Genomic DNA, 19457 nt, shown 5'->3' with positions numbered 1-19457 from the left:
GAGCTGCTCAGCCGGCCAGTGACTTGAAGAACCCCGCGATGATGTTGATCACCAGGTCGAGGACGGTCAGCACGATCGGGATCAGGAAGTTGGGTGCGGAGGCGGCCGCTCCGAGCCCCAGCGACCACCACAGGCCCTTGGCGTCACCGCCGTTGTTGCGCCGCTTGCGCCACAGGAACCCGAGTCCGGCGAAGACGACCGCGCAGACGCCCAGCACGGTGATGATCGTCATCAGGCGCGAGAAGCTGCCCTGGTTGATCGCGTTCCAGAACGTGGTCCACGCCCCGACGAGGTTGACGCTCGAGTTCACATCGGCTCCTGCTGCTCGGTACCCCGGTGCTGATGGCGGGGACGGTGGCTGGTCAGCTCCGGCCCTGCCCGGTCTGCCTGTAGATGTGCGGGGCCTGGTTCAGGCCGCCGCCGACGCCCGGCCCGCGGCCCTGCACGCCGACTCCCACAGGTCGTCGGCGTACGCGGAGTGGCGCCGCAGGAGCTCCACGACCTCGTCCTTCTCGTCCGGCGAGATCCGGCCGAACGGGGCGAACAGCGCACGCACCGCGGGGGTCTCCTCGGCGTTGTCCCAGTCGCGGCAGGCCGCCAGGACCCCACCCCCTGCGGTCATCACCGCTGCGGCGTCGCGTCGCGTCGACGGACCCATCGAGCCCGCCTCGACCTCGGGCACGCCGGACATCTCGGTGAAGGCCTCCCACAGGCGGTCCTTCGCGGCGGCCTTCTTCCGGGCGCTCTGCACCACGCTGGCCCGGCCCCGGCTGTCGACCGAGTAGTGCTGCCCCTCCGCCTGGGCGAGGACGGCACCCGCGACCGAGTCGGGGTCGATCGCCTCGGACTCCACGGCGGCGTGACGCAGCGACTGCGAGATCGTGTCGCCCAGCGTGCCGTCACCCTCGCGGCCGGTCGGCGCGTCCAGCGAGTGCACGCGCATCTCGGACAGCTCGACGAACCTCTCGGACGGCCGGTGCCGCTTCATGGTGGCGCGCTTGCGCTCGTCGGGCTGGTCGTCACCCCAGGTGTCGCGGATCCGACGGGCGATCGCGGCGCGCTCGTGGCCCGTCGTCTTGCGCCCGAGCGACTCCTCGAGCTCACGGACCTTCACGTCGTAGATGCCCTTCGCCTTGCGGTCCTCGACGCGCATCGCACCGCGCAGGGCGATCGCGACGTGTCCCGAGGCGATCTGGTGCACGTAGGCCGGCGTGACCACCCGGTCCGGGTTCTTGGCGCGGGCCTCCAGCGCGGTCAGCATCGTGGACTGGGCGATGTCGCGCGGGTCGGTGAAGCGCAGGCCGCGGGTGCGCGTGTGGTGGCGGGCAGCCATCAGAGCCTGCACGGCCAGCTGCTCGGGCGTCAGGTCCTCGGGCTCGTCGGACGCCGGGACCACCTCGTCGACGACCATCGGCTCGAGGTCCAGGACGGCCTCGGCCCGGGCGCTCACGGCGAACTGCCCGCCGGTGCGGACTCCTGCTGGCACACGGCGTGCGGTGGCGATGTCTCGTGTCATGCCGGGTAGATGTGCGGGGACTCGCGACCCCCTCATGCCGCGACCGCCGGTGCCGTGAGCAGGGCCAGCAGCTCCGCGGTGACCTGGCGCTGGCCGGCAGGATCGGCGCCGTCCCACAGGTCGCTCCACAAGGCCCAGGTGCCACCGGAGAGCGTCTCGGTGCCCGCGCAGACGAGCGCCGGTGGCAGGCGTCCGCCCGCCCCGGTGTCGAAGGTCAGCGTCCCGGACTCGACGCGCCACTCGACGCCTGCGGTCAGGCAGGGAGCCCGGTGCCGCATCCGGGCGCCGACGAGCAGGCTGGCGGCGCGGGCGGTCTCGCGCAGCACCTCGTGGGAGGGTTCGACGACCAGGTCGCCCGGGTCGACGCCCTGCTGGGCGGCGAGCACGAGGTCCACAGGCTCGGTGGGTCGGGCACTCATGCCGCGCACTCCCGCAGCGTGGCGACCGCGTAGTCCTTGTCGGCCTGGTACATCCCGAGCCCGTACTTCACGACGACCGAGACGTACCGTGCGGTGAAGTCGCACCGTCCGGCCTCTGCCAGCGCCGGCGTGCCGTCGATGGTCGCGCTGGCGAACTCGCTCAGGGTCTTGTCGGACTTCGCCGCGTTCGACGGGCCGTCGACGGCGAGCAGGTTGAGGGTGTCGTTGGAGAACGCCTCGCGCTGCTCGGCAGACCAGTCGTTCGCGCCGGTGCGCCAAGCCGTCGCCCGCGCCAGGACGTGGTCGATCTGGACGGCGCTGCTGGTCGCGCGGCCGCGCGTGAAGGCGACCTCGAAGCCGCGATACGGGTCGACCAGGGTGCCCGTGGCGACCTGGCAGCGCGACCCTTCGGAGTAGGTGACATCGGCGAGGTCGCGCGCCAGGACCTCGTCACGAACGGTGCAGCCCCCGCCGGCGCTCGCCCAGTCCTCACCGAACGCGTCCGGCTCGTACCCCTGGGCCGGGTTGGTCACGACCCGCACGGCGGCCGCCTGGTCGGCCAGGCCGCCCATGTCGGCACCCTCGAGCGTGAGGCCCGGCCCAGGCGTGCCCGCGGCCCGGGAGTACCCCGCCGGGCGGTGGTTCCACGCGTCGCTGAGCGTGTCCACGACCCGGGAGGGCAGACCGCCGAACAGCCCGCCGTTGCCCCCCAGCACCACGAAGAACGACAACACGATCGCGGCCACGGCGACCACGAGCAGGCGCTTGGCGAAGTTCATGCCCTGTGGATGTGCGGCACTGCCGCGAACCCGCATCAGGCAGCGGGCTTCTTCTCCTTGACGAGCGCGATCGCGGCGCGAGCCTGGGCCGCGGACGCCTTCGTCGTGGGCCCCGGGCAGTGCTGGGTGAGGTTGCACTTCTTCGAGGAGCTGCCGGACTTGCCCTTCGGCACCGACAGCAGCGACCAGGCCCCGCAGGACAGGCAGACCTGGAGGAACACCGCCGGCGGGTCCTCGTCTCTGACCGGGTTGTAGAGCAGGTGCAGCAGCTCGTCGAACTCGGTGAGCGCTGCGGCCTGGTCCGGCTCGAGCATGACGTCCTGCCGGGCGCCGGACAGGTCCCTGCCCAGGTCGTGCCAGCGGCGGACCTTGCTGAGCTGGAGCATCCGCATGGCGATCGAGGCGGCCAGGACCAGCCGCCCGGCGGTGGTGGCCTGCTGCTCCGGTGTCAGGGCCGGGCGCGGGGTTAGGTGGTAGCGCTGCGCGGAAGCCATGTCCCGTGAATGTGCGGCAGGACGCCCGGAGAAGACGCGGGCGGCGCGCGGCGTGCCCGGTGCCGCACATCCACCTCAGGTGACTTCCGCAAGAGACCTGCTGCTCGCTGCCGCCCGACGGGCCAGCGAGCTCACGCCCCGCGCCCGCCCGTGGGCGGTCAGCTTCGTCGGTGCCCTGGTCGCGGTCTCCGCGCCGATCGCCGTGTACCAGCTCGGCGGGCCGCCGCTGCTGGTGCAGGTGACCCTGCTCCTGCCGGCGGTGGCGACCCTCACCCTGCTACGGCAGGGGCGCACGTGGTACCGCTGGGCCGCGGTAGCGCTGCTCGCTCAGGTCGTCTACAGCGAGATGCTCACCATCACGCTGCTGGTCGCCTTCACCTGGGTGCTGCACCGCGCGTGGTTCGTCGACCCGCGAGTCTGGCGCTGGCACCGCCGAGCACCGGGCCTGCGCCGCACATCCACATCACGTGGAGGTGCCCAGTGACCGCTGACAGCGCGACGACCGAGACCACGGTGCAGACCGCCGCGGCTCTGGTGCCCGAGGGGCAGGAGGGGTGGGCCGACAGCGCGCTGTGCGCGCAGGTCGATCCGGACCTGTTCTTCCCCGACAAGGGCGGCCCGACCAGCGAGGCGAAGCGCGTCTGCCGTCGCTGTGAGGTCAGGGTCGAGTGCCTCTACTGGGCGTTGGAGGCCGGTGAGCGCTTCGGCGTGTGGGGCGGCATGTCGGAGCGAGAGCGCCGCGCGTACGCCCAGGGGAACGGCATCGCGACCGGGACCCGGAACTTCGCCACCGTGAGCGACGGCGAGATCGAGCGCCGCCGGGCGACGTTCGCGACCGCCCTGGCTGCGGGCGCCGACGCCGGCGGCGACGCCCTGGACGAGGAGTGAGCGCCCCAGAGCCCGCCGCGCCTGACGTCCTGGACGTCCTGACCGACGCGGTCCGCCGCTCGACCGGCATCCCGACCGCTTCGCCTCGCGGCGGTCAGGCGCCTCTCACGGAGTCGATCTGGGCCGCCTTGACGTCGACCGGCGGGCAGGTCGTGGGTATCGCGCCGACCGGCTCCGGGAAGGCGCTGGACGTCGACACCCCGATCCCCACGCCCAGCGGGTGGACGCGCATGGGTGACCTGCGCGCCGGCGACACCATCTACGGCGAGCAGGGCCAGCCGATCACGGTGGCCGTCGCGCACCCCGTCCAGCACGAACGCCCCTGCTACCGGGTCTCGTTCAGCGACGGCACCTCGATCGTCGCTGACGCCGAGCACCTGTGGCCTTCCGTCACCGCCGCGATCCGCTACCGCCGGTGCGACGACCGCAAGTACGGCGTCACCACCGCGGCACCGTGGAGCATCGTCACCACCGAGCAGATGGCCGGCACGCTGCGAGTCGGCACCGCCACGCCCAAGCTGAACCACGCAGTGCCGGTCGCGGGCGCCCTGCAGGCCGCCGACGCCGACCTGCCCGTCCCCCCGTACATCCTCGGCGCCTGGCTCGGCGACGGGACCTCGATCTTCGGCGCGATCACCGTAGGCCACGACGACCTCGACGCCATGCGCCCGCTGCTCGAGGCAGAGTGGCCGAGCATCACCGGCACGCGAAGGGCGAGCGCCTGGACGCTGCGCTTGGTCGCACCTGACCGCTCGCTGTGCCCGTACGGGCACGACGACTGGCGCATCGAGCGCAAGCCCGCCACAACCAACCGGAGCTGCCGCGCATGCGTGCGCGCCGGCACGCGTCGTGACGGGAAGCCCTGGAACACCAACCTCGCCCGGCGACTGCGTGCGCTCGGCGTGCTGGGCGCCAAGCACATCCCCGCCAGTTACCTGCGCGCCTCCTACCGTCAGCGATGGGCCCTGCTGCAGGGCCTCATGGACACCGACGGCTCTGCGTGCGGAGACGGCGGGGTGGAGTTCAGCGTCACGGACCCGCGCCTGGCCGACGACGTCGCAGAGCTGGTCCGCTCGCTCGGGGTGCGAGTCCACGTCCGCTCAGGACCGGCCAAGATCAGCGAGAGGGACGCGTCCGGTGCCCGCACCCGTCGCGCAACCGGCACCCGCTACCGGTTGACCTTCACCCTGCCCGAGCCGCCGTTCCGGCTTCCGCGCAAGATCGCCGCGTTCGGCACGGCGCGCAAGGACGTCTCCCGGCGCAACCTCGTCTACGTCACGGCGGTCGAGCCGGTCGCGTCCCGGCCCGTGCGCTGCATCGGTGTGGACTCCCCCACGAGACTGTTCCTGGCGGGCCCGGGCCTGACGCCGACGCACAACAGCTTCTCCTACGGGGTCCCGGCCGGTCTGCTAGCCGCTACCACCGGGCGCCGCGCCGTGATCTCGACCGAGTCGCTCGCCCTGCAGTCGCAGATCATCGACAAGGACGCGCCCGTCGTCGTCGAGGCCGTCAAGGCCGCGACCGGGGTCGAGGTGACCTTCGAGGTGCTCAAGGGCTGGTCGAACTGGTCGTGCATCAAGGCGGCCATCGGCACGGCGCACGATCTGCTCGGCGAGATGGTCGACACCGGCCAGTGGGCCCCGTCCGACGCCGACCTGGACCTCCTGATCGAGCGCCTCGAGGACGGCCTCGGGGACCCGACCGTCATGCGGCTGGACGGGGGCGCCACCACCACCCGCGGGACGCTCGTTGCGCTGGTGCACTGGGTGCTGCGCCAGCACAAGGTCGCCGAGGACGCGCCCGGCGACCGGCACTCCTACCCCGGGGCGGCCACGGACGCCGACTGGTCGCAGGTGTCGGTCTCCCCCAGCGAGTGCCCCGGGGCGAAGTCCTGCCCGATGGCCAAGCTGTGCAAGCCCGCGGCAGCCAAGGAGCGGGCCGCCCGCGCCGACGTCCTGGTGACCAACCACTCGCTGTTGGCCGTCCAGGCGTCCAAGCGGGTCTCGGTCGTGATCGGCTCCGCCTCGCTCGGCCGGTTCGACGCCGTGATCGTCGACGAGGCCCACGCCCTTCCCGGGAAGGTCCGTGACCAGGGCGCAGGCGAGGTCTCCGGGCGCCGGATCATGTCCGCGGTCCGGGGCGCCCGCAGCATCCTGGACGACGGCGACCGTGCGGTCTCCTCGATCCTGGCGGCCGGCGAGATCCTGTCCGGCGACGTGCAGCAGGAGCTCGAGGCGCTGTGGCGCCAGCATCGCGGCCAGGGCGAGACCCTCCGGCTCCCGAACGACGTGAACCCGCTGGCCGACACCGGCGCGATGATCGAGGACTGGGTCTCCAACCTCCAGCTCATCCTGAACCGCGCCGTGCGCGCCGCCGGGAACCGCGACCAGGTGCGCGCCCGGCGCATCAAGGCGCGCCTGGACTCCCTCAAGGCGGACGCTTCCGACATCGCCGAGCACCGCTCCGGGGTCGCCAGGTGGGTGCAGGAGAACTCCGCCGGCGACCACACGTGGCTGTCGGCGAACCTGTCCCCCGTCGACGTCTCCGGTGCCCTGCAGGCCAACGTGTGGACACAAGCGGACCCGGATGCCGACCCCGCAGCCGTCAAGGTCACCCACGTCGACGAGGGGCACCTGCCAGACCCCGGATCGAGGCAGGAGGCCCAGCTGGCGGAACAGGCGGCCGACCCTGCCCTCGAGGCACCGATCGAGGAGAAGGCGCCCCGGATCCCCCTGTCGGTGGTCGCGGTCTCTGCGACCCTGCCGGCCGGGTTCGCCCGCCAGGCGGGGTTGAGCGTCGACCCGGTCGCCTACGAGTCCCCGTTCGGGGACGCGTACCGAGAGTCGATGCTCTACGTCCCCTCGGCGGCGTCCGCGGCGGACGTCGCAGCCCTGTCGAGCACGAAGGGCGGGCGCCCGCGGTTCGAGGTGACGCGGCACCTGCCGTGGGCGCTGGAGAAGATGCCGGCCCTGGTGGACGCGTCCGGCGGCGGGGCGCTGATCCTGTCCGCGACCGCGGCGGCAGGGCGCCGGTACGCCGAAGAGCTGCGCACGCGCTCGCGCGGCTGGGCGGTGCACTCCCAGTGGGACGGCCCGCCGGCCCGGTCCATCGTCGCGGCGTGGAAGGCCGACACGCACTCCATCCTCATCGGGACCCGGTCGCTGATGACCGGCGTGGACGCCCCCGGCGAGACGAACCGGCTGGTGATCGTCGACCGCGTCCCGCGCGCCGCGGCGAACCCGGTCGACGACGCGCGCGTCGAGGACCTGATCGCCCGGACGAAGATGAGCGAGTGGGCGGCCCGCGACGCGATCTACGCGGTCGACGCCGCGCTGCTGCTCGAGCAGGCGGTCGGCCGGATGATCCGCTCGACGTCCGACCGCGGGCTGGTCGCGGTGCTCGACCCGCGACTGCTCAAGGGCTCGTCGTTCTCGTACAACGAGCCGACGCGGCGCATCTACATGGGCGCGCTCGCGCACTTCGGCATCAAGACGATGGCGATGGACGACGCGGTCGGCTTCCTGCGGCAGAAGGCGCAGCTCGCGGCCTGACCGCGAGGGGCGGCACGCGCGCCGTCTGACCGACCCCCGCGACCAGCAGGCCGGGGTGATGCGGCCTTGACCGACCATCACACGGAAGTCCCGCCCGCCATCGTGCCGAACTGCAAGAGAAGCATCGCGCGTATGCCTGCCGGGCTCGCCTCGGTCAGCGGCTCGATCGCCCGCGCAATGCCACCACGCCGAACCAACAATCGCCGCACCACCGAGGACGGGTGCTGGCACGGCCGACTACAGCACCCGCTCGGGCCGGCGGTGTCCCTCCAGCTGGTACCTCGCCGAGCTCATCCCGTCGGCGGTCAGCTGCAGCAGTCAGGTAATCCCGTGCCACTAGCCACAGCAGCGAGGCGAGCGACTGGTCCTCGGCCGCGACTCAGGCCTGCCACGGGGCGCGCAGCTCGGCGGGCAGACGAACGACGAGCGCCGGGTCGTGCCTGGGTGGTGTCGGACATGCGTCCTTCAAGAACTCGGCCCGCTTCGACCAATGCCGGGTCGTGACGAGAAGCCACCCGTCGGGCGGGTTCTCGCGGTACCGGCCACGCACCCGCACTCCGCGCACCCGCGGCCTAGAGAGCACCCCGTCACGCCCGCACCGCGAGCGCACGATGACGGCGCTCGGCCGTGGGTGAAGAGCTCGTTCGCGCCCTTCGCTTCGTCGTTCTATGCAGAGAGAGAGGACTCAAGGATCGCGACAGCGTCGGCGGTTGCGCGGCTCGCGGCGCCGAATTCAGCCCAAGCCGCCTCCGCGTCGATCGCGAGTTCGTCGTCGATCGGTGGCACCCTCACGTCAGCAACGTCGTCAGCATTGAGCTCGTCAATTACCGAGCCGAACGACAGCGCGTTCACCTGGAGTTTCGTCTGCTGCGCTGCGAGCGAGAGCCACACGAGGCCCGGCTTTACGCCGGGACGGGGGACGAAGCGCATGACGTGCTCGCTCGCGAGCCACCCGTCTCTCTCGGCCGTGACCAATGCCGCTGACCCTTGGCCGCCCTGCGCCCGGCCGTCGGCAGCCATGATCGTCATTCCCTCGGTCACCACGTAGCGGGATGGATCGGCGAAGGACCGATCCGAGACGTGGCGGAGGTTCACAGGCTCGGCTTGGAGGATCTGTCCGCCGCTGAGGACCGGGCGGCCGTGGTCGGGCCCCACGTAGTAGCGCTTGTACCGGGTCGGAACGACCGCACTGGCCAGGTCGCCGAGTCGAACGCCACCCGCCTCGCGCACCTGTTCCCGGGCGGCGCGGACCCGCGGGTCGTAATAGGCCGCGTCGAGCCGGCCGCGCAGTCTCGACGAGGTGAGCGTCCAGCCGTCGCGGCCCGGGGTCGCACGCTCCGGTGTGGGCAGATGACGCTCAAGCTGCGTCAGCAAGCCCCGGAGGCGTGACCGCGCGGAAGAGGAGCGCTCGACGGCTTCGCCCATTCGTTCGATCACCGTGGCTCGGGTCGCAGCGTCGAGGATCGGGACGGGCACCGCCTCCACGTCAGAGGTCGTGATGTGATCGATGACGGACCCGCTGCGGCTGCGGCGGAGCAGCGCCTGACCGGTGGGCGTCTTGAGAAACGCCAGCACGAAGTGCCGATCGGTTTCGCTGTCGATGTCGATCCGGATCATGTCGTGGCTCAACGCGAACGCCGCGAGGTCGTCGTCGGCCACGGTAATCGGGCCCAGGTTCCTGCCGGAACAGGTCTGAAGCAGCGTACCTCGACCGGGGATCAGGCGGGTGAAATGGGCGTTGCGGACCGACGACAGTCGATCCTGGGTCGACGGCAGATAGTCGAAGACGTCGTAGGGCCGGAGGTAGGGCACACCCGGCTCAGCTGGAGCTGCGTAGGCACGTGCGAAGCGAGGCGGGTCCCAGACACGTCCGAAATCACCGACCGAAGACACAGACTCCACCGTGCCGGCGGCCTCTGCCAGGAGGATGCGCTCATGCGCCGCAACGCCGGGAGCCGTGAAGAAATTGGCGTCGAGCCGGTCGTACGACAGCGCCGCCCTCGACCGCACGGTTGCGCTAATCAACGGTGCTCCCCAAGCCAACGGAGGTACGCCGTCGCTACGTCTGGCAGCTCATCATCGATCTGCCGCTCCTTCACCTCAATCGAGGTGAGGACTTCCTCGCCGGTGGACTGATCGATCTCCGAAATGGTCTCCAGGCGAGTCACGAGGACGTCGTCGCCCGTCTCAGTCCGCCGGTAGATGACTTTGCCGCGCTTGTCGTGGCCTACGCGCTCAGTCACGGCCATGAAGACCGGATACTCCAGCGCCCCGGCACCAGCGGCGGCCTTCTCGTCGGAGGACAAGCGCCGGGCGATGACCATCGACGTCTGGGTGTCGTTTTTCGGCTGGAACAGCTCTCGCGCCATGTCGACAACCGCGAGGATCTGCGTGTTCGCCAGTAGCCACGCGCGGACGTACCCAAGCGCGGGGTTGTTCAGGATCCCGTTGGGGATCACCAGCGCGAAGCGGCCCGTTCCAGGCTTGAGCAACTGCACGCAGCGCTCGATGAAGAGGATCTCCGGAGGCTGGCTCTTCTGGAGCACGGGCGCCCCGTTCTTGTCGATGCGCTGGATCCACGCCCCAGCCTCATCGCGGTCCCACATCGACGCGAGCTCGTACTGGTCCAGGACGTGCTCGTCGTCGATGACAATGTTAGCGCCGAACGGCGGGTTCGCGACGACACAGTCGAACGACCCGAGCGCAACGCGAGCGGCCGCCTCGGGATCCCAGGTGCGGGGGTTGGCCAGCGTGTTGGCCTGCCAAAGGCCACCCGAACCGTCGTTGTTCATCACCATGTTCATCTTCGCAGCCCTAACGAGGCCCGGATTCAGGTCAAGTGCGTGCACCTTCGTCGAGAGGTATTCCTGCCGCCGGCGATACAGCTCTTGACGCTCTTCGTCGGTGCCGCGCGACGGGTCGGCCCACTGCGAGCGCTCGTCGACCTCGATCTGCTGCAGTGCATGGTTCATCGCTGTAATAAGGAAGCCGCCCGTCCCCGCACTTGGATCGACGACCTTCTCGTGCGGCTGCGGATTGAGCATCGTCACCGCCATGCGGCAGGCGTTGCGCGGGGTGAAGAACTCTCCGCGGTCTCCACGAAGGTTGCTACCGACGATCTCCTCGTACGCCACTCCCTTGACGTCGACAGGCGAGTGAAGGAGCGAATATCCCTGGAGCTGACTAACCACGTAGGCGACGACGGTCGGCTTCAGATCGATAGTTGCGTCGCTCGATGGGAAGATCGCCTCGTACTTGGTCAGGACCTTCTCGTCGAATGCACGTTGGATTCGCGCCTTGGCGGATGCCGCGCTCGTCGCGCTCGAGCGTTCTGCGGCCGTCACGTAGAAGTCGAGCTGCCGGGAGCGCTCGTCCTCGATCTTGCAAAAGATCAGTTTGAGGAGTTCCCAGAAAGCCTCAGGCTTCTGCTTGCCCTCGGTGCCAGCGATGTAGTTGTGGCAACGACGGAAGGCGAAGAGCAGGTTGTCAGCAGTGGCCGGCTTGAGATCCTTGCGCTGCGGTCGCTGCGCGTCAGCCTCAGTCTGACCGAAGCCGGGAACGTCGATGATCTCCTCGAACGTGAAGCCACCGGTCCGGTCAGCCCGCTTGGCCAGGCAGAACTGGTCGTCACCGTTCGTCCAGATGCCGTACTTCACGTTCAAGCAGGCGGCCATGTAGCTGCGGAGCTGGTCGACGCCCTCAGTGCGGTTCGAAGGGCTGGTTCCGGCACGCTTAGTCTCAACCAGGATGTACGCGTTCTCCTGCTTGTGCTGTGTTCCCGGCTGGAAGACGACGACGTCCACCCGCTTCCGAGAAGAACCGACCTTGATCGGGAACTCCGGCGCACAGTCGCGAGCGTCGTAGCGGTACTGGCGAACCAGGGCCTTCTCGAGGTTCTGCCGAACGTACTCCTCGGGTGTGTCACCGACGTGCTTGCCCGTGAGGAAGTCTGCGACCTTGCCGTCGGGTACCCCCTCCGTCCGGATCGTGACCTCTGGAGCGAACGGCATGGACATGCGGCGGTGGTCCCTTCGGGTCTTGCGCGGCGCCAGGGTTCGGCGCGAGCCACCCCGAACCCTAGTTCGGCGCGCCTCGTGATGGGCTCATCGGCGCGCTGTGCGCACGTAGTTGCTCGCCCCGTCGATCTCGACCGCCCGTCACCGCCATGCAAGACGACGCAGACCAAGTGCGACCATGCCCACGCACGACGCTCGCACCAGCGTGCTCAACACCGTCATCGGGAGGGCGTTGAGCTCATCGCCCCGACTGGAGAACCATGCCCGACCCCGACTCCGCGCCGGCAGGCCAGCAGGACGACCCTGACCACGAGGACGCCCCCACCGCGCCCGCCCCGCAGGCGCCGGCTCCACCAGCCGCGGCGGCGGCGACACCGAGCGAGCCGGAGCCACCGGCAGATGCCCCCGTTGTCGACGATGGCGAAGAGGCGAAGCCGCAGGCGGATGCCACTCCCCTGGCACCGGCACGAGGGCTCCGGCGACTGGCGCACTCCTTCAAGAAGCTGCCCATCGGCTGGCAGACGACGATCTTCGCGACCTCCGTCTCCGCCGTCATCGCGATCGCGGCGATCGTCGCAGGCCTGCTGAACGGACCCGAGGTCGTCATCCAGACGGCCGCGGGACCGCCACCGACCCCTGCGGCGGGCGAGCTGGCGTGCGCCGAGGTGGCGCCCGTGCTCGCGCAGGACGGCGGCCCGGAGGTCACGGTGTACGTCCGGCCGCCTGACGGTTGCTGGAGCCAGCTGTTGGGGTACGTGCCGCCGGGTACCGAGGTGGAGTACCTGGTGAGCTACGTCAACGGCAGCGACGTGCAGCACGACGACGTCGCGCTCCGGGTCGGCCTTCCAGATGGGGTCCGGCCCGTGTCCGGATCGACCACGTGGGGGAACGCCAGGAACCCCGAGGGGGTCACGACCATGAACGACGACATCGAAGGCGTGGGTGTGAATCTCGGCTCGTACGCCCCCGGAGCGAACGCCTGGGTGATCTTCAGGGCGACGGTCCCGCGTTCGAATGAGTCGGCCTGCGGCGTGACGGAGTACACCGTGACCGGGTGGGCGTACCCGTCGGGAACCGAACCGCGCTCGAACGTCGCCGTGCTCAGCGCCTACCGCGCCTGCTGACCGCGGCTGTTCAGTGCAGCAGCCGGGACGGCCCTGCGACGATCCGGATGTGCGCCGGGTCGAAGCACACGAGGGCTGCCGCGGCCTGCTCCGGGCTGCCGTCGCCAGCCACGACGGTGGTGTCCCCGATCGGCACCTCGAGACCGACGTGGGCGGCGAACAGCGCCGGTGCGACCAGCGCCGCGTCGCCGGCGAACCCCTCGTGCCGACTCCAGGACGCCGTGTGCCCGCCGGACTCGACGCGCACGCAGTCCTGCTCGACGCCCGTGCTCATGCCGCCTCCCACGTGGTGAACGCTCCCCCGCCGTCGAACCTCAACCGGGTCCGCGTCGCAGAGGACGCCTCGCGCATCCTCTGGACGACGCCGGCAACAGCTGCAGCGTCGAGGCCCGCGAACGACCCGTCGCGCGCGAGCTGCGCCACCCACTGGGCAGCGAGCCGGCTCTGGCGCACGCTCATGCCCGGCGGCAGGGAGCTCGAAGCCTCGTCGAGCACCTCGAGGGACGCACCGCGCGGATCCTGACCCGCGATCACAGCGCGCAGGCGCGGGACCACGTACCGGTCCACGACGTCCTGGGAAGCCTCGACCGTGAGCCAGGACCGCCCGAGCTTGTGCGCGACGGCCGCGGTCGTCCCGGAGCCGGCGAACGGGTCCACGACCAGGTCCCCGGGGCTGGTGGCCGTGGTGATGATCCGGGCGAGCAGTTCCTCCGGCTTCGGTGTGTCGAAGGAGTCCGTGCCGAACAGGGCGCGCGAGTGCGTGCGCGCGGACTCGTTCGTCGCCAGGCCGGTGGCCCGGGTGAACATCGTGGTCCAGGACCGTGTCCCCGAGCCGGTGATCGCGTTGGGGCGCAGCGGCAGCCGTGCGCAGCGCAGCTGCGTTCCTGCGGCGATCTCCTTGTCGAGCCGGGCCTGGTTCCATCGGAACGGGCCCCGCATGCGGAACGGTCCCGCGTTGCGCCCGCCGGAGACGATGACGTCGTCGAGAAGCTCGGTGTCGATGTTCGGGGTCGACATGTCGCCGGCTGCGATGACCCCGTCAACGCCCAGCTCGACCGCCCCGGCCGGGAAGGTCAGCACCGCGACGGTGTTGCCGGGGTTGTGCAGCGGCACCCGCCGCGGCTCGATCCGCTCGCCCGTGTCGAACCTGGGTAGGCGGGAGCGGTCCGCTGCGTACACCAGGATGTGGTCGGTCACCTGGGCGATCTGGGCGTGCGTGAACGACGGCTTGTTCTTGCGCTCCCAGACGATGTCGGCGACGAAGTTGTCCTCCCCGTACTCCTCGTCGGCCAGCAGCCGTACTCGGCCGACCTCCCGGTCGTCCAGGTGGATCCAGACCGACCCGTCGGGTCGCAGCAGTGCCCGGCTGGCGGCCAGGGTGCGACGCATCATCGACAGCCACAGGGCCCGCGGTTCGCGGTCGCGGTAGGCGTTGAACGTCCGGCCTGTGTTGTACGGAGGGTCCATGTAGACCAGCCGCGCCGTCGCCGGCTCTGCTGCGGCGACGTGCGCGAGGACGTCGTGGCCGATGCCGTGCACGACCCGGCCCGTCGGGGTGCCGGCGCCGAACTGGCCGACCTGGGTGAGGGTCACGGGGGCGCTGGCTCCCCACTGCAGCCGCCCGTCCGCCCAGGTCACGGCCTGGTCGCGACCCGCCCAGGTCAGGCGGACCTCGTCTCGGACGGAGGTGGTCGGGTGCAGCACGTCCCTGTAGATGTGCGGGGTCTACTGGGCCTAGGCCAATCAGGCGACGCGCCAGCCGGGGACGAGAGCGTCGAGGTACGCGACACGGGCCGGGGTCATCGCGGGAAGGCCAGCGCGCAGCTCGTAGCGACGCTTGCTCAGCCACCGCGCGAGGGTCGCGGCCAGGCCCACGTTCCCGGCCTTCGCGCTTCCCGCCGGGAGCGTTCCGGTGGCCGCGAGGTACGCGGCGAGCTCGGCGGCGCGCTTGCGCCACAGGCGGTCCCGGCTGTTCGGGGCATTCCAGCGCGGGTAGACCTCGTCCATGACCGCGGTGTGCTCCTCGCTCCACCCGTGCAGCCCGTAGCGGGCCCACGAGCGCACGTTCGCCAGCGACTTCCCGGCACGCCGCTCCCGGTCGGTGGTGCCGGTCTGGGAAGGGTCGCCCCCGAGGATCTGCGCGACGTCGGCGATCTCCCGGGCTACTCGCCGCAGCGTGGCCAGCACGTCGTCTTTCGTGGCGGTGGGCGCCGCAGCCCGCTCGGGGTCGTGCCAGTGCGGGATCGTGCGGAGCCTCTCGCGCCGCTCGGGCTCCCTGGCCCAGCCGTAGACCTCGGGGTGGAAGCTCGCTCGCGCCCAGTGCGACGCCGCGAGGACCTCAGGGCCAGCAGCGGCACGGTCGTCCGGGAAGGTCTTCGGCTCCCGGGTCGAGCCCTCCGCCGTGCTCCTGGTCTCGGCCAGCCGCTTGCTCCAGTGCTCCGGGCTCTTGCGCGAGCACGACCAACCGGGCAGTGCCTCGTCCAGCGCGGCGAACACCTCGGGGTGACCCCTGCCGGCGGCCTGCTCGACGCGCTGTCGGGCCAGGAAGTAGCCCAGCACCCGCTCGGAGTCGTCGGCGCCGATGTAGGAGGACGGGAGCCTGTCCGGGTTGGCCTGCGCCCAGATGGCGACCTCCTGCGTGCGCCCGAGCAGCTTGCGGATCGTCGTGCTGCGGTGGGTGACGTTCGCGGTCATGCCGTTCGAATGTGCGGACGGCGGGACGTTCGGGACGGTCAGGTCTGGGTCGGTGCGACCGCGTCGAGGAACAGCCCCCACAGAACCTGCTCCACGTCGGCTTCGTCCCCTCCCAGCGGCCGGCCCGGCCACGCGGTCACCTGCTCGAGCAGGTCCGGCCAGAGCGCTGCGAGCCGGTCGGCTTCCTCGGCCATCGCCAGGCGCGCCACCTCGTCGCTGTGCGCGTCGTAGGACGAGACGCGCTCCGCCACCCGAGCCACGAACGACCCGAGGAGGGTGGCGGACTGCGTCGTCCACGCGACCGACGGGCCGACACGCTCCTTGAGCGCCTTGCGCATCACCCGCATGGCGATCCTGGACGGCTTCGGGGCGAGCGTGAGCTGACCGAGGGCGATGACGTGGGCGGTCGTCGACGGGTAGTCGGCCAGCGTGCCCATCTGGTCCAGGGAGAAGTCGTCCCACAGCGACAGCACGCGCTCGTCGAGGTCGCCTGGGCTTCCGTGGCCGAACGTCAGGTCGAGCATGGTCCGCAGCGACCTGGCGGCCAGGGTCGTGTCGGCGCGCAGCGCGGCCAGGGCCCACTCCCTGTCCGCGGGAACCGGCGGCACGCACACGCGCGGCAGTCGCAGCAGGCGCCGCATCGCGGTGGCGGCCAGCCACGGCCGGTCCGACATGTGCCTCTTGCGCTCGCCCGCGTCGAGAGCTGCGACGGACGCGTCCACGAGCTGCTCGCGTGCGCTGGTCATGACCGGCTCGTCGGGCGCGACCGCCGGCGCCAACGCGTCCAGGGCTTCGTGGGCCCCGATCGGCACCGGGATCGTGGTGCGCCGGCGCAGCGTCGGATCACCCGGGGCGAAGGACCTGGCGGTCTGCCGGATCCAGCCGGTCAGCGACGCCGTGGCGGCGCGCTGCAGGTCGAAGAAGCTGCGGTCCTGCTCCAGGACCAGGTCCACGAGGCGTGCCCGCAGCGAGTCGGCCAAGTCCTCGCGCTCCTGCGCGGCACGGGCGTACTCGGCGGCCACCTCGTCGAGCACGGGACTGACGGAGACCATCACCGCGAGCGTGCGCCGGGCCTCGCGCGTGGTGACGGACCCCAGCACCGCCCCGGATGCGATCTCTCGAGCTGCCTCATCGAGCTGCGTCCGGGGCGGTGCTGGCGCTACCACAACGGCTTCCCCCTGACGGGTGCGGGCGGGGCCTCGGTCCGGACCGAAGCGCTGTCCCCGTTCCCATGTGCGGCAGGGGCCAGGAACGGCACGGCCCCGGCGCCCGCGGTCGCGGCGCGCGGCGTCGGCACGGCCGGCACCGGGGCGGACACCTGGGGCGTCGCGCCCGTCGCCGGCCGCAAGAACGGCATGACCGGCACCGCGCTCGGCGTCGACGGCGCGGCAACCAACGGGCTGTCGTCGCCGAACAGGGCTGCGCTGCTCTCGTGCGGGGCCGGCCCGCGTACCGCGGCGAGGGCGTGCGCGCTGCGCTCGCGCGCGAGGATGTCGCGCTCGGTCGTGGACGTCCGCTTGAGGAAGTTGTCGGGCAGCACGATCTCGACGGGAACGGCACGCTTCGCCAGGTCGCAGTAGAGGCCGATCGCGCCGCGTGCCACCTCGCCGGTGTTGGCGTCCCGTAGCGCCCGCATGGAGTTCCAGTTCCAGGCGGTCCCTTCGCGGTCGCCCATGGTTGCGGCGCCCGTGACCCGCGCCATGCGCTCGGCGGTGGCCTCGATCTTGAACAGCTGCAGCGCCGCTTGTGCCTCGTCCTCGTCCTTGATCGGCAGGATCAGGCCGCGCGAGATGTAGCCGGCCAGGCCGGCGTGCAGCGCGTCGGTGGCACGCTGGGTGAACAGCATCGGGAACACCCGCTGCGACCGGGCCAACCGCCCGAGGCGATCCATCTCGCTGCGCCCGGCCTGCAGGAACACCCAGGCCTCGTCCAGCATGATCATGCCGTTGCGGTTGGTCAGCGCCATCGCGGACCCGAACACCATCATTCGCACCAGGGCCAGCGCGGCGCGCTGGGTGATGTTCGGCGTCGGGTCGTTCGGGTCGGGCAGCTGGAGGTTGGCGTCGCCGACCTTGATCAGCGTCACCCCGTCGTGCATCGTCAGCGCGACACCCTGAGGGTCCAGCCCGACCATGGCGCGGAACATCGGCAGCGTCTCGGCCGCGTCCATGATCGGTCCCACGAGCTCGGCGCTGGCCTTGCCGAGCTCCTGCGCGAGCAGCAGGGCCTGCCCGGTGCAGGTGGCGCCCGCCTTGACGCCGGCGTTCAGGGCCTTCAGGAGCGGGACCTCCTGGTTCTCCCGCTCCTTGCCCCACGGGTTGATCGACATGATCATCGAGGCGGCGAGTTCGACCCCGACGGCCTTGTTCCGGGAGAACCGCAGCGGGTCGAACACGCCGTCGGCCCTGGCCAGTTCGTCGAGCGAGAACACCTGGCCGTTCACCGCTTCGACCACCGCGGTGAAGTCGGACTTGGGCTTCGGGTCCACGATCACAGCGGGCGCGCGCAGGATGCCGGCCTGGGTCGCGAGCCAGTTCAGCAGGACCGACTTGCCCGACCCTGTGGCACCGAGGCACAGCATGAGGGGCAGGTCGTCCTGGTCGGCTGCCGCCATCCAGTCCAGCCATGCGGCCTGCCGGTCGCGCTCGGTGAAGCCGAGCAGCAGTGCGCGCCTGGAGACCTTGTCGCCCACCACCGACAGCCCGGGCGCTCCGGAGAACGCGATGGTGTGCACCGGCAGGTCCTGGCGCGAGGTGTTCGCGCGCACGGGCGAGCCGATCATCGTCTCGGCCATCGCGGCGCGCTGCCGGTTCGGCATCTCGCCGATCTGGGCGGTGAGACCCTCGAACTCGCCGGCCATGTCAGCGACGTAGCCGTTCACGGCGACGGTGACCATCGCGTCGACGAGGGTGGGCGGCACGCCCTTGCCCGCGTAGACGTTCTCGACGCTGGTCAGCAGCTCGGTCTGCTCGGTCTGCTCCTGCCGATCCATCTTCCCGGCCTGCGCGCGGGCCTGGATGTCGCTCTCGTTGCGCTGGCGGTTGCGCCGCAGCTCGGCGCGGGTGACGACCGCGGGCTCCACGCGCCCGCGCACCGAGACCGCGAGGGCGTCGCGATCCAGGATCTGCGTCACCCACCACGACGCGGCGTGCTCTCCCGGCACGAACGGCAGGTGCAGGTCGTTGACCGACGCCATGGTGATGGTCATGGTCGGGGCGGTGTCCATCCAGGACGGGGCGCCGTCGTCGATGAGCCGCTTGGCCGCGGCAGCCTGCGCGGCGGTGCCGAACACGTGGATGCAGTCCTGCTGCGGGACGACGTACGTGTCGGGGTGCTGGCCGTTGTTCCACCACGACTCGGCCAGGTGGAAGTCCTGCGTGCTCGGGACGGTCAGGCCGGCGCGCTCGAGTGCCTGACCGACCTTGCGAGCGTCCGGCTCGTAGTCCTGCAGCGGGATCCCGCCGTTCAGGAGCGTCTCGGCGACCGACTCGGCCGCCGCGCGCAGGCCCTGCTCGCCGCCGATCTTGTCGGTCAGCCGCACCCCGAACAGCGCGACGCGGCTGATGGTCTCCTGGCGGTCAGCGCCGGTGTACATGCGCGACAGGTAGTCCGAGTGGGGCAGGCCTCGAGATGGCGTCCAGGTGCCCGGGACGTTCACGACCAGCAGGTGGGTCTCGCGGTAGCTCTGGCGGGTCATCGACCGGCGGCCGCCGGTCGTCGACGCCATCGCCGCGAGCTCCTCGTAGGCGGCGAGCAGCGGCTCGCAGGCGCGCTCCATCTCGCGAACGCTCTTGGCGTCCGCGACAGGCCCGAGCGGCACGGTGCGGTACAGCCAGACCGACCGGTCCTTGGTGCCCTTGCCGGCCCCGAGGATGAGGCCGTCCTTCCACCCACCGCGCAGGCGGCCTCGCAGGAACGTCGGCCAGCGGGGCTCGGTCGACATCTCCGGGTCCCAGTCCGGCTGCTTCTTGGCCAC

Annotated in this window: 16 protein-coding genes; 4 read left to right on the top strand and 12 right to left on the bottom strand. The window is 71.1% G+C overall.

The window, feature by feature from the left end; translation table 11 throughout:
* Positions 1–7: 7 nt before the first annotated feature.
* From HNR08_RS17540 to HNR08_RS17520, 5 genes are all read right to left on the bottom strand, one after another.
* Positions 8–310, bottom strand: coding sequence for an LPXTG cell wall anchor domain-containing protein (locus HNR08_RS17540; protein ID WP_146839717.1), 303 nt, complete (start codon positions 308–310; stop codon positions 8–10).
* Positions 311–409: 99 nt separating this feature from the next.
* Positions 410–1516 carry a hypothetical protein gene (locus HNR08_RS17535; protein WP_146839719.1) on the bottom strand — a complete coding sequence of 369 codons (1107 nt, stop codon included), beginning with the start codon at positions 1514–1516 and terminating at the stop codon, positions 410–412.
* Positions 1517–1548: 32 nt separating this feature from the next.
* On the bottom strand, positions 1549–1935 hold the full coding sequence (locus tag HNR08_RS17530) for a hypothetical protein (protein WP_146839721.1): 387 nt from the start codon (positions 1933–1935) through the stop codon (positions 1549–1551).
* Positions 1932–2714, bottom strand: a complete 783-nt coding sequence (locus HNR08_RS17525) for an HNH endonuclease family protein (protein WP_146839723.1) — start codon at positions 2712–2714, stop codon at positions 1932–1934. Before HNR08_RS17525 ends, HNR08_RS17530 begins: the two co-directional genes overlap by 4 nt.
* Before the next feature lie 35 nt (positions 2715–2749).
* The gene (locus tag HNR08_RS17520; protein ID WP_146839725.1) at positions 2750–3208 is read right to left on the bottom strand and encodes a hypothetical protein; all 459 of its coding nucleotides are present in this window, start codon (positions 3206–3208) and stop codon (positions 2750–2752) included.
* Positions 3209–3287: 79 nt separating this feature from the next.
* On the opposite strand from HNR08_RS17520, the gene HNR08_RS22000 reads away from it, so the two are divergent.
* The 3 genes from HNR08_RS22000 (at position 3288) to HNR08_RS22445 (ending at position 7647) form a co-directional block, all read left to right on the top strand.
* Positions 3288–3692: a hypothetical protein gene (locus HNR08_RS22000; protein ID WP_246803142.1), complete on the top strand. Its 405-nt coding sequence runs from the start codon at positions 3288–3290 to the stop codon at positions 3690–3692.
* Complete coding sequence (locus tag HNR08_RS22915; RefSeq protein ID WP_371862397.1) at positions 3689–4096, top strand: WhiB family transcriptional regulator; 408 nt, start codon at positions 3689–3691, stop codon at positions 4094–4096. Before HNR08_RS22000 ends, HNR08_RS22915 begins: the two co-directional genes overlap by 4 nt.
* A 128-nt stretch (positions 4097–4224) precedes the next feature.
* Positions 4225–7647 (top strand): helicase C-terminal domain-containing protein, encoded by a 3423-nt coding sequence (locus HNR08_RS22445; protein WP_146839729.1) that lies wholly within the window; start codon positions 4225–4227, stop codon positions 7645–7647.
* Between the two features lie 666 nt (positions 7648–8313).
* Here HNR08_RS22445 and HNR08_RS17505 read toward each other — a convergent pair.
* Together HNR08_RS17505 and HNR08_RS17500 are read right to left on the bottom strand one after the other, a co-directional pair.
* Positions 8314–9672, bottom strand: a complete 1359-nt coding sequence (locus HNR08_RS17505) for a restriction endonuclease subunit S domain-containing protein (RefSeq protein WP_146839731.1) — start codon at positions 9670–9672, stop codon at positions 8314–8316.
* Complete coding sequence (locus tag HNR08_RS17500) at positions 9669–11663, bottom strand: type I restriction-modification system subunit M (protein ID WP_221286381.1); 1995 nt, start codon at positions 11661–11663, stop codon at positions 9669–9671. Before HNR08_RS17500 ends, HNR08_RS17505 begins: the two co-directional genes overlap by 4 nt.
* A 260-nt stretch (positions 11664–11923) precedes the next feature.
* On the opposite strand from HNR08_RS17500, the gene HNR08_RS17495 reads away from it, so the two are divergent.
* Positions 11924–12787: a DUF11 domain-containing protein gene (locus HNR08_RS17495; RefSeq protein ID WP_183835177.1), complete on the top strand. Its 864-nt coding sequence runs from the start codon at positions 11924–11926 to the stop codon at positions 12785–12787.
* Between the two features lie 10 nt (positions 12788–12797).
* Here HNR08_RS17495 and HNR08_RS17490 read toward each other — a convergent pair whose 3' ends face one another.
* The 5 genes from HNR08_RS17490 to HNR08_RS22805 all read right to left on the bottom strand — a co-directional run bounded on the left by HNR08_RS17490 (position 12798) and on the right by HNR08_RS22805 (position 19457).
* Complete coding sequence (locus HNR08_RS17490; RefSeq protein ID WP_146839158.1) at positions 12798–13061, bottom strand: hypothetical protein; 264 nt, start codon at positions 13059–13061, stop codon at positions 12798–12800.
* Positions 13058–14491: a site-specific DNA-methyltransferase gene (locus HNR08_RS17485; RefSeq protein WP_146839160.1), complete on the bottom strand. Its 1434-nt coding sequence runs from the start codon at positions 14489–14491 to the stop codon at positions 13058–13060. Before HNR08_RS17485 ends, HNR08_RS17490 begins: the two co-directional genes overlap by 4 nt.
* Positions 14492–14530: 39 nt before the next feature.
* The gene (locus HNR08_RS17480) at positions 14531–15481 is read right to left on the bottom strand and encodes a hypothetical protein (protein ID WP_146839162.1); all 951 of its coding nucleotides are present in this window, start codon (positions 15479–15481) and stop codon (positions 14531–14533) included.
* Positions 15482–15519: 38 nt separating this feature from the next.
* Complete coding sequence (locus tag HNR08_RS17475) at positions 15520–16533, bottom strand: hypothetical protein (RefSeq protein WP_146839164.1); 1014 nt, start codon at positions 16531–16533, stop codon at positions 15520–15522.
* Positions 16534–16640: 107 nt separating this feature from the next.
* Positions 16641–19457, bottom strand: a complete 2817-nt coding sequence (locus HNR08_RS22805; RefSeq protein ID WP_146839165.1) for an ATP-binding protein — start codon at positions 19455–19457, stop codon at positions 16641–16643.

Source organism: Cellulomonas hominis, assembly GCF_014201095.1.
Classification (GTDB): domain Bacteria; phylum Actinomycetota; class Actinomycetes; order Actinomycetales; family Cellulomonadaceae; genus Cellulomonas; species Cellulomonas hominis.
Note: the sequence above shows the minus strand (reverse complement) of the source record. Positions and strands in the feature narration are given on the sequence as shown.

Coding starts and splice junctions, on each gene's coding strand:
- HNR08_RS17535 (WP_146839719.1), bottom strand. CDS start 1,516: ATGACACGAGACATCGCCACCGCACGCCGTGTGCCAGCAGGAGTCCGC.
- HNR08_RS17530 (WP_146839721.1), bottom strand. CDS start 1,935: ATGAGTGCCCGACCCACCGAGCCTGTGGACCTCGTGCTCGCCGCCCAG.
- HNR08_RS17525 (WP_146839723.1), bottom strand. CDS start 2,714: ATGAACTTCGCCAAGCGCCTGCTCGTGGTCGCCGTGGCCGCGATCGTG.
- HNR08_RS17520 (WP_146839725.1), bottom strand. CDS start 3,208: ATGGCTTCCGCGCAGCGCTACCACCTAACCCCGCGCCCGGCCCTGACA.
- HNR08_RS17500 (WP_221286381.1), bottom strand. CDS start 11,663: ATGTCCATGCCGTTCGCTCCAGAGGTCACGATCCGGACGGAGGGGGTA.
- HNR08_RS17495 (WP_183835177.1), top strand. CDS start 11,924: ATGCCCGACCCCGACTCCGCGCCGGCAGGCCAGCAGGACGACCCTGAC.
- HNR08_RS17490 (WP_146839158.1), bottom strand. CDS start 13,061: ATGAGCACGGGCGTCGAGCAGGACTGCGTGCGCGTCGAGTCCGGCGGG.
- HNR08_RS17480 (WP_146839162.1), bottom strand. CDS start 15,481: ATGACCGCGAACGTCACCCACCGCAGCACGACGATCCGCAAGCTGCTC.
- HNR08_RS17475 (WP_146839164.1), bottom strand. CDS start 16,533: ATGGTCTCCGTCAGTCCCGTGCTCGACGAGGTGGCCGCCGAGTACGCC.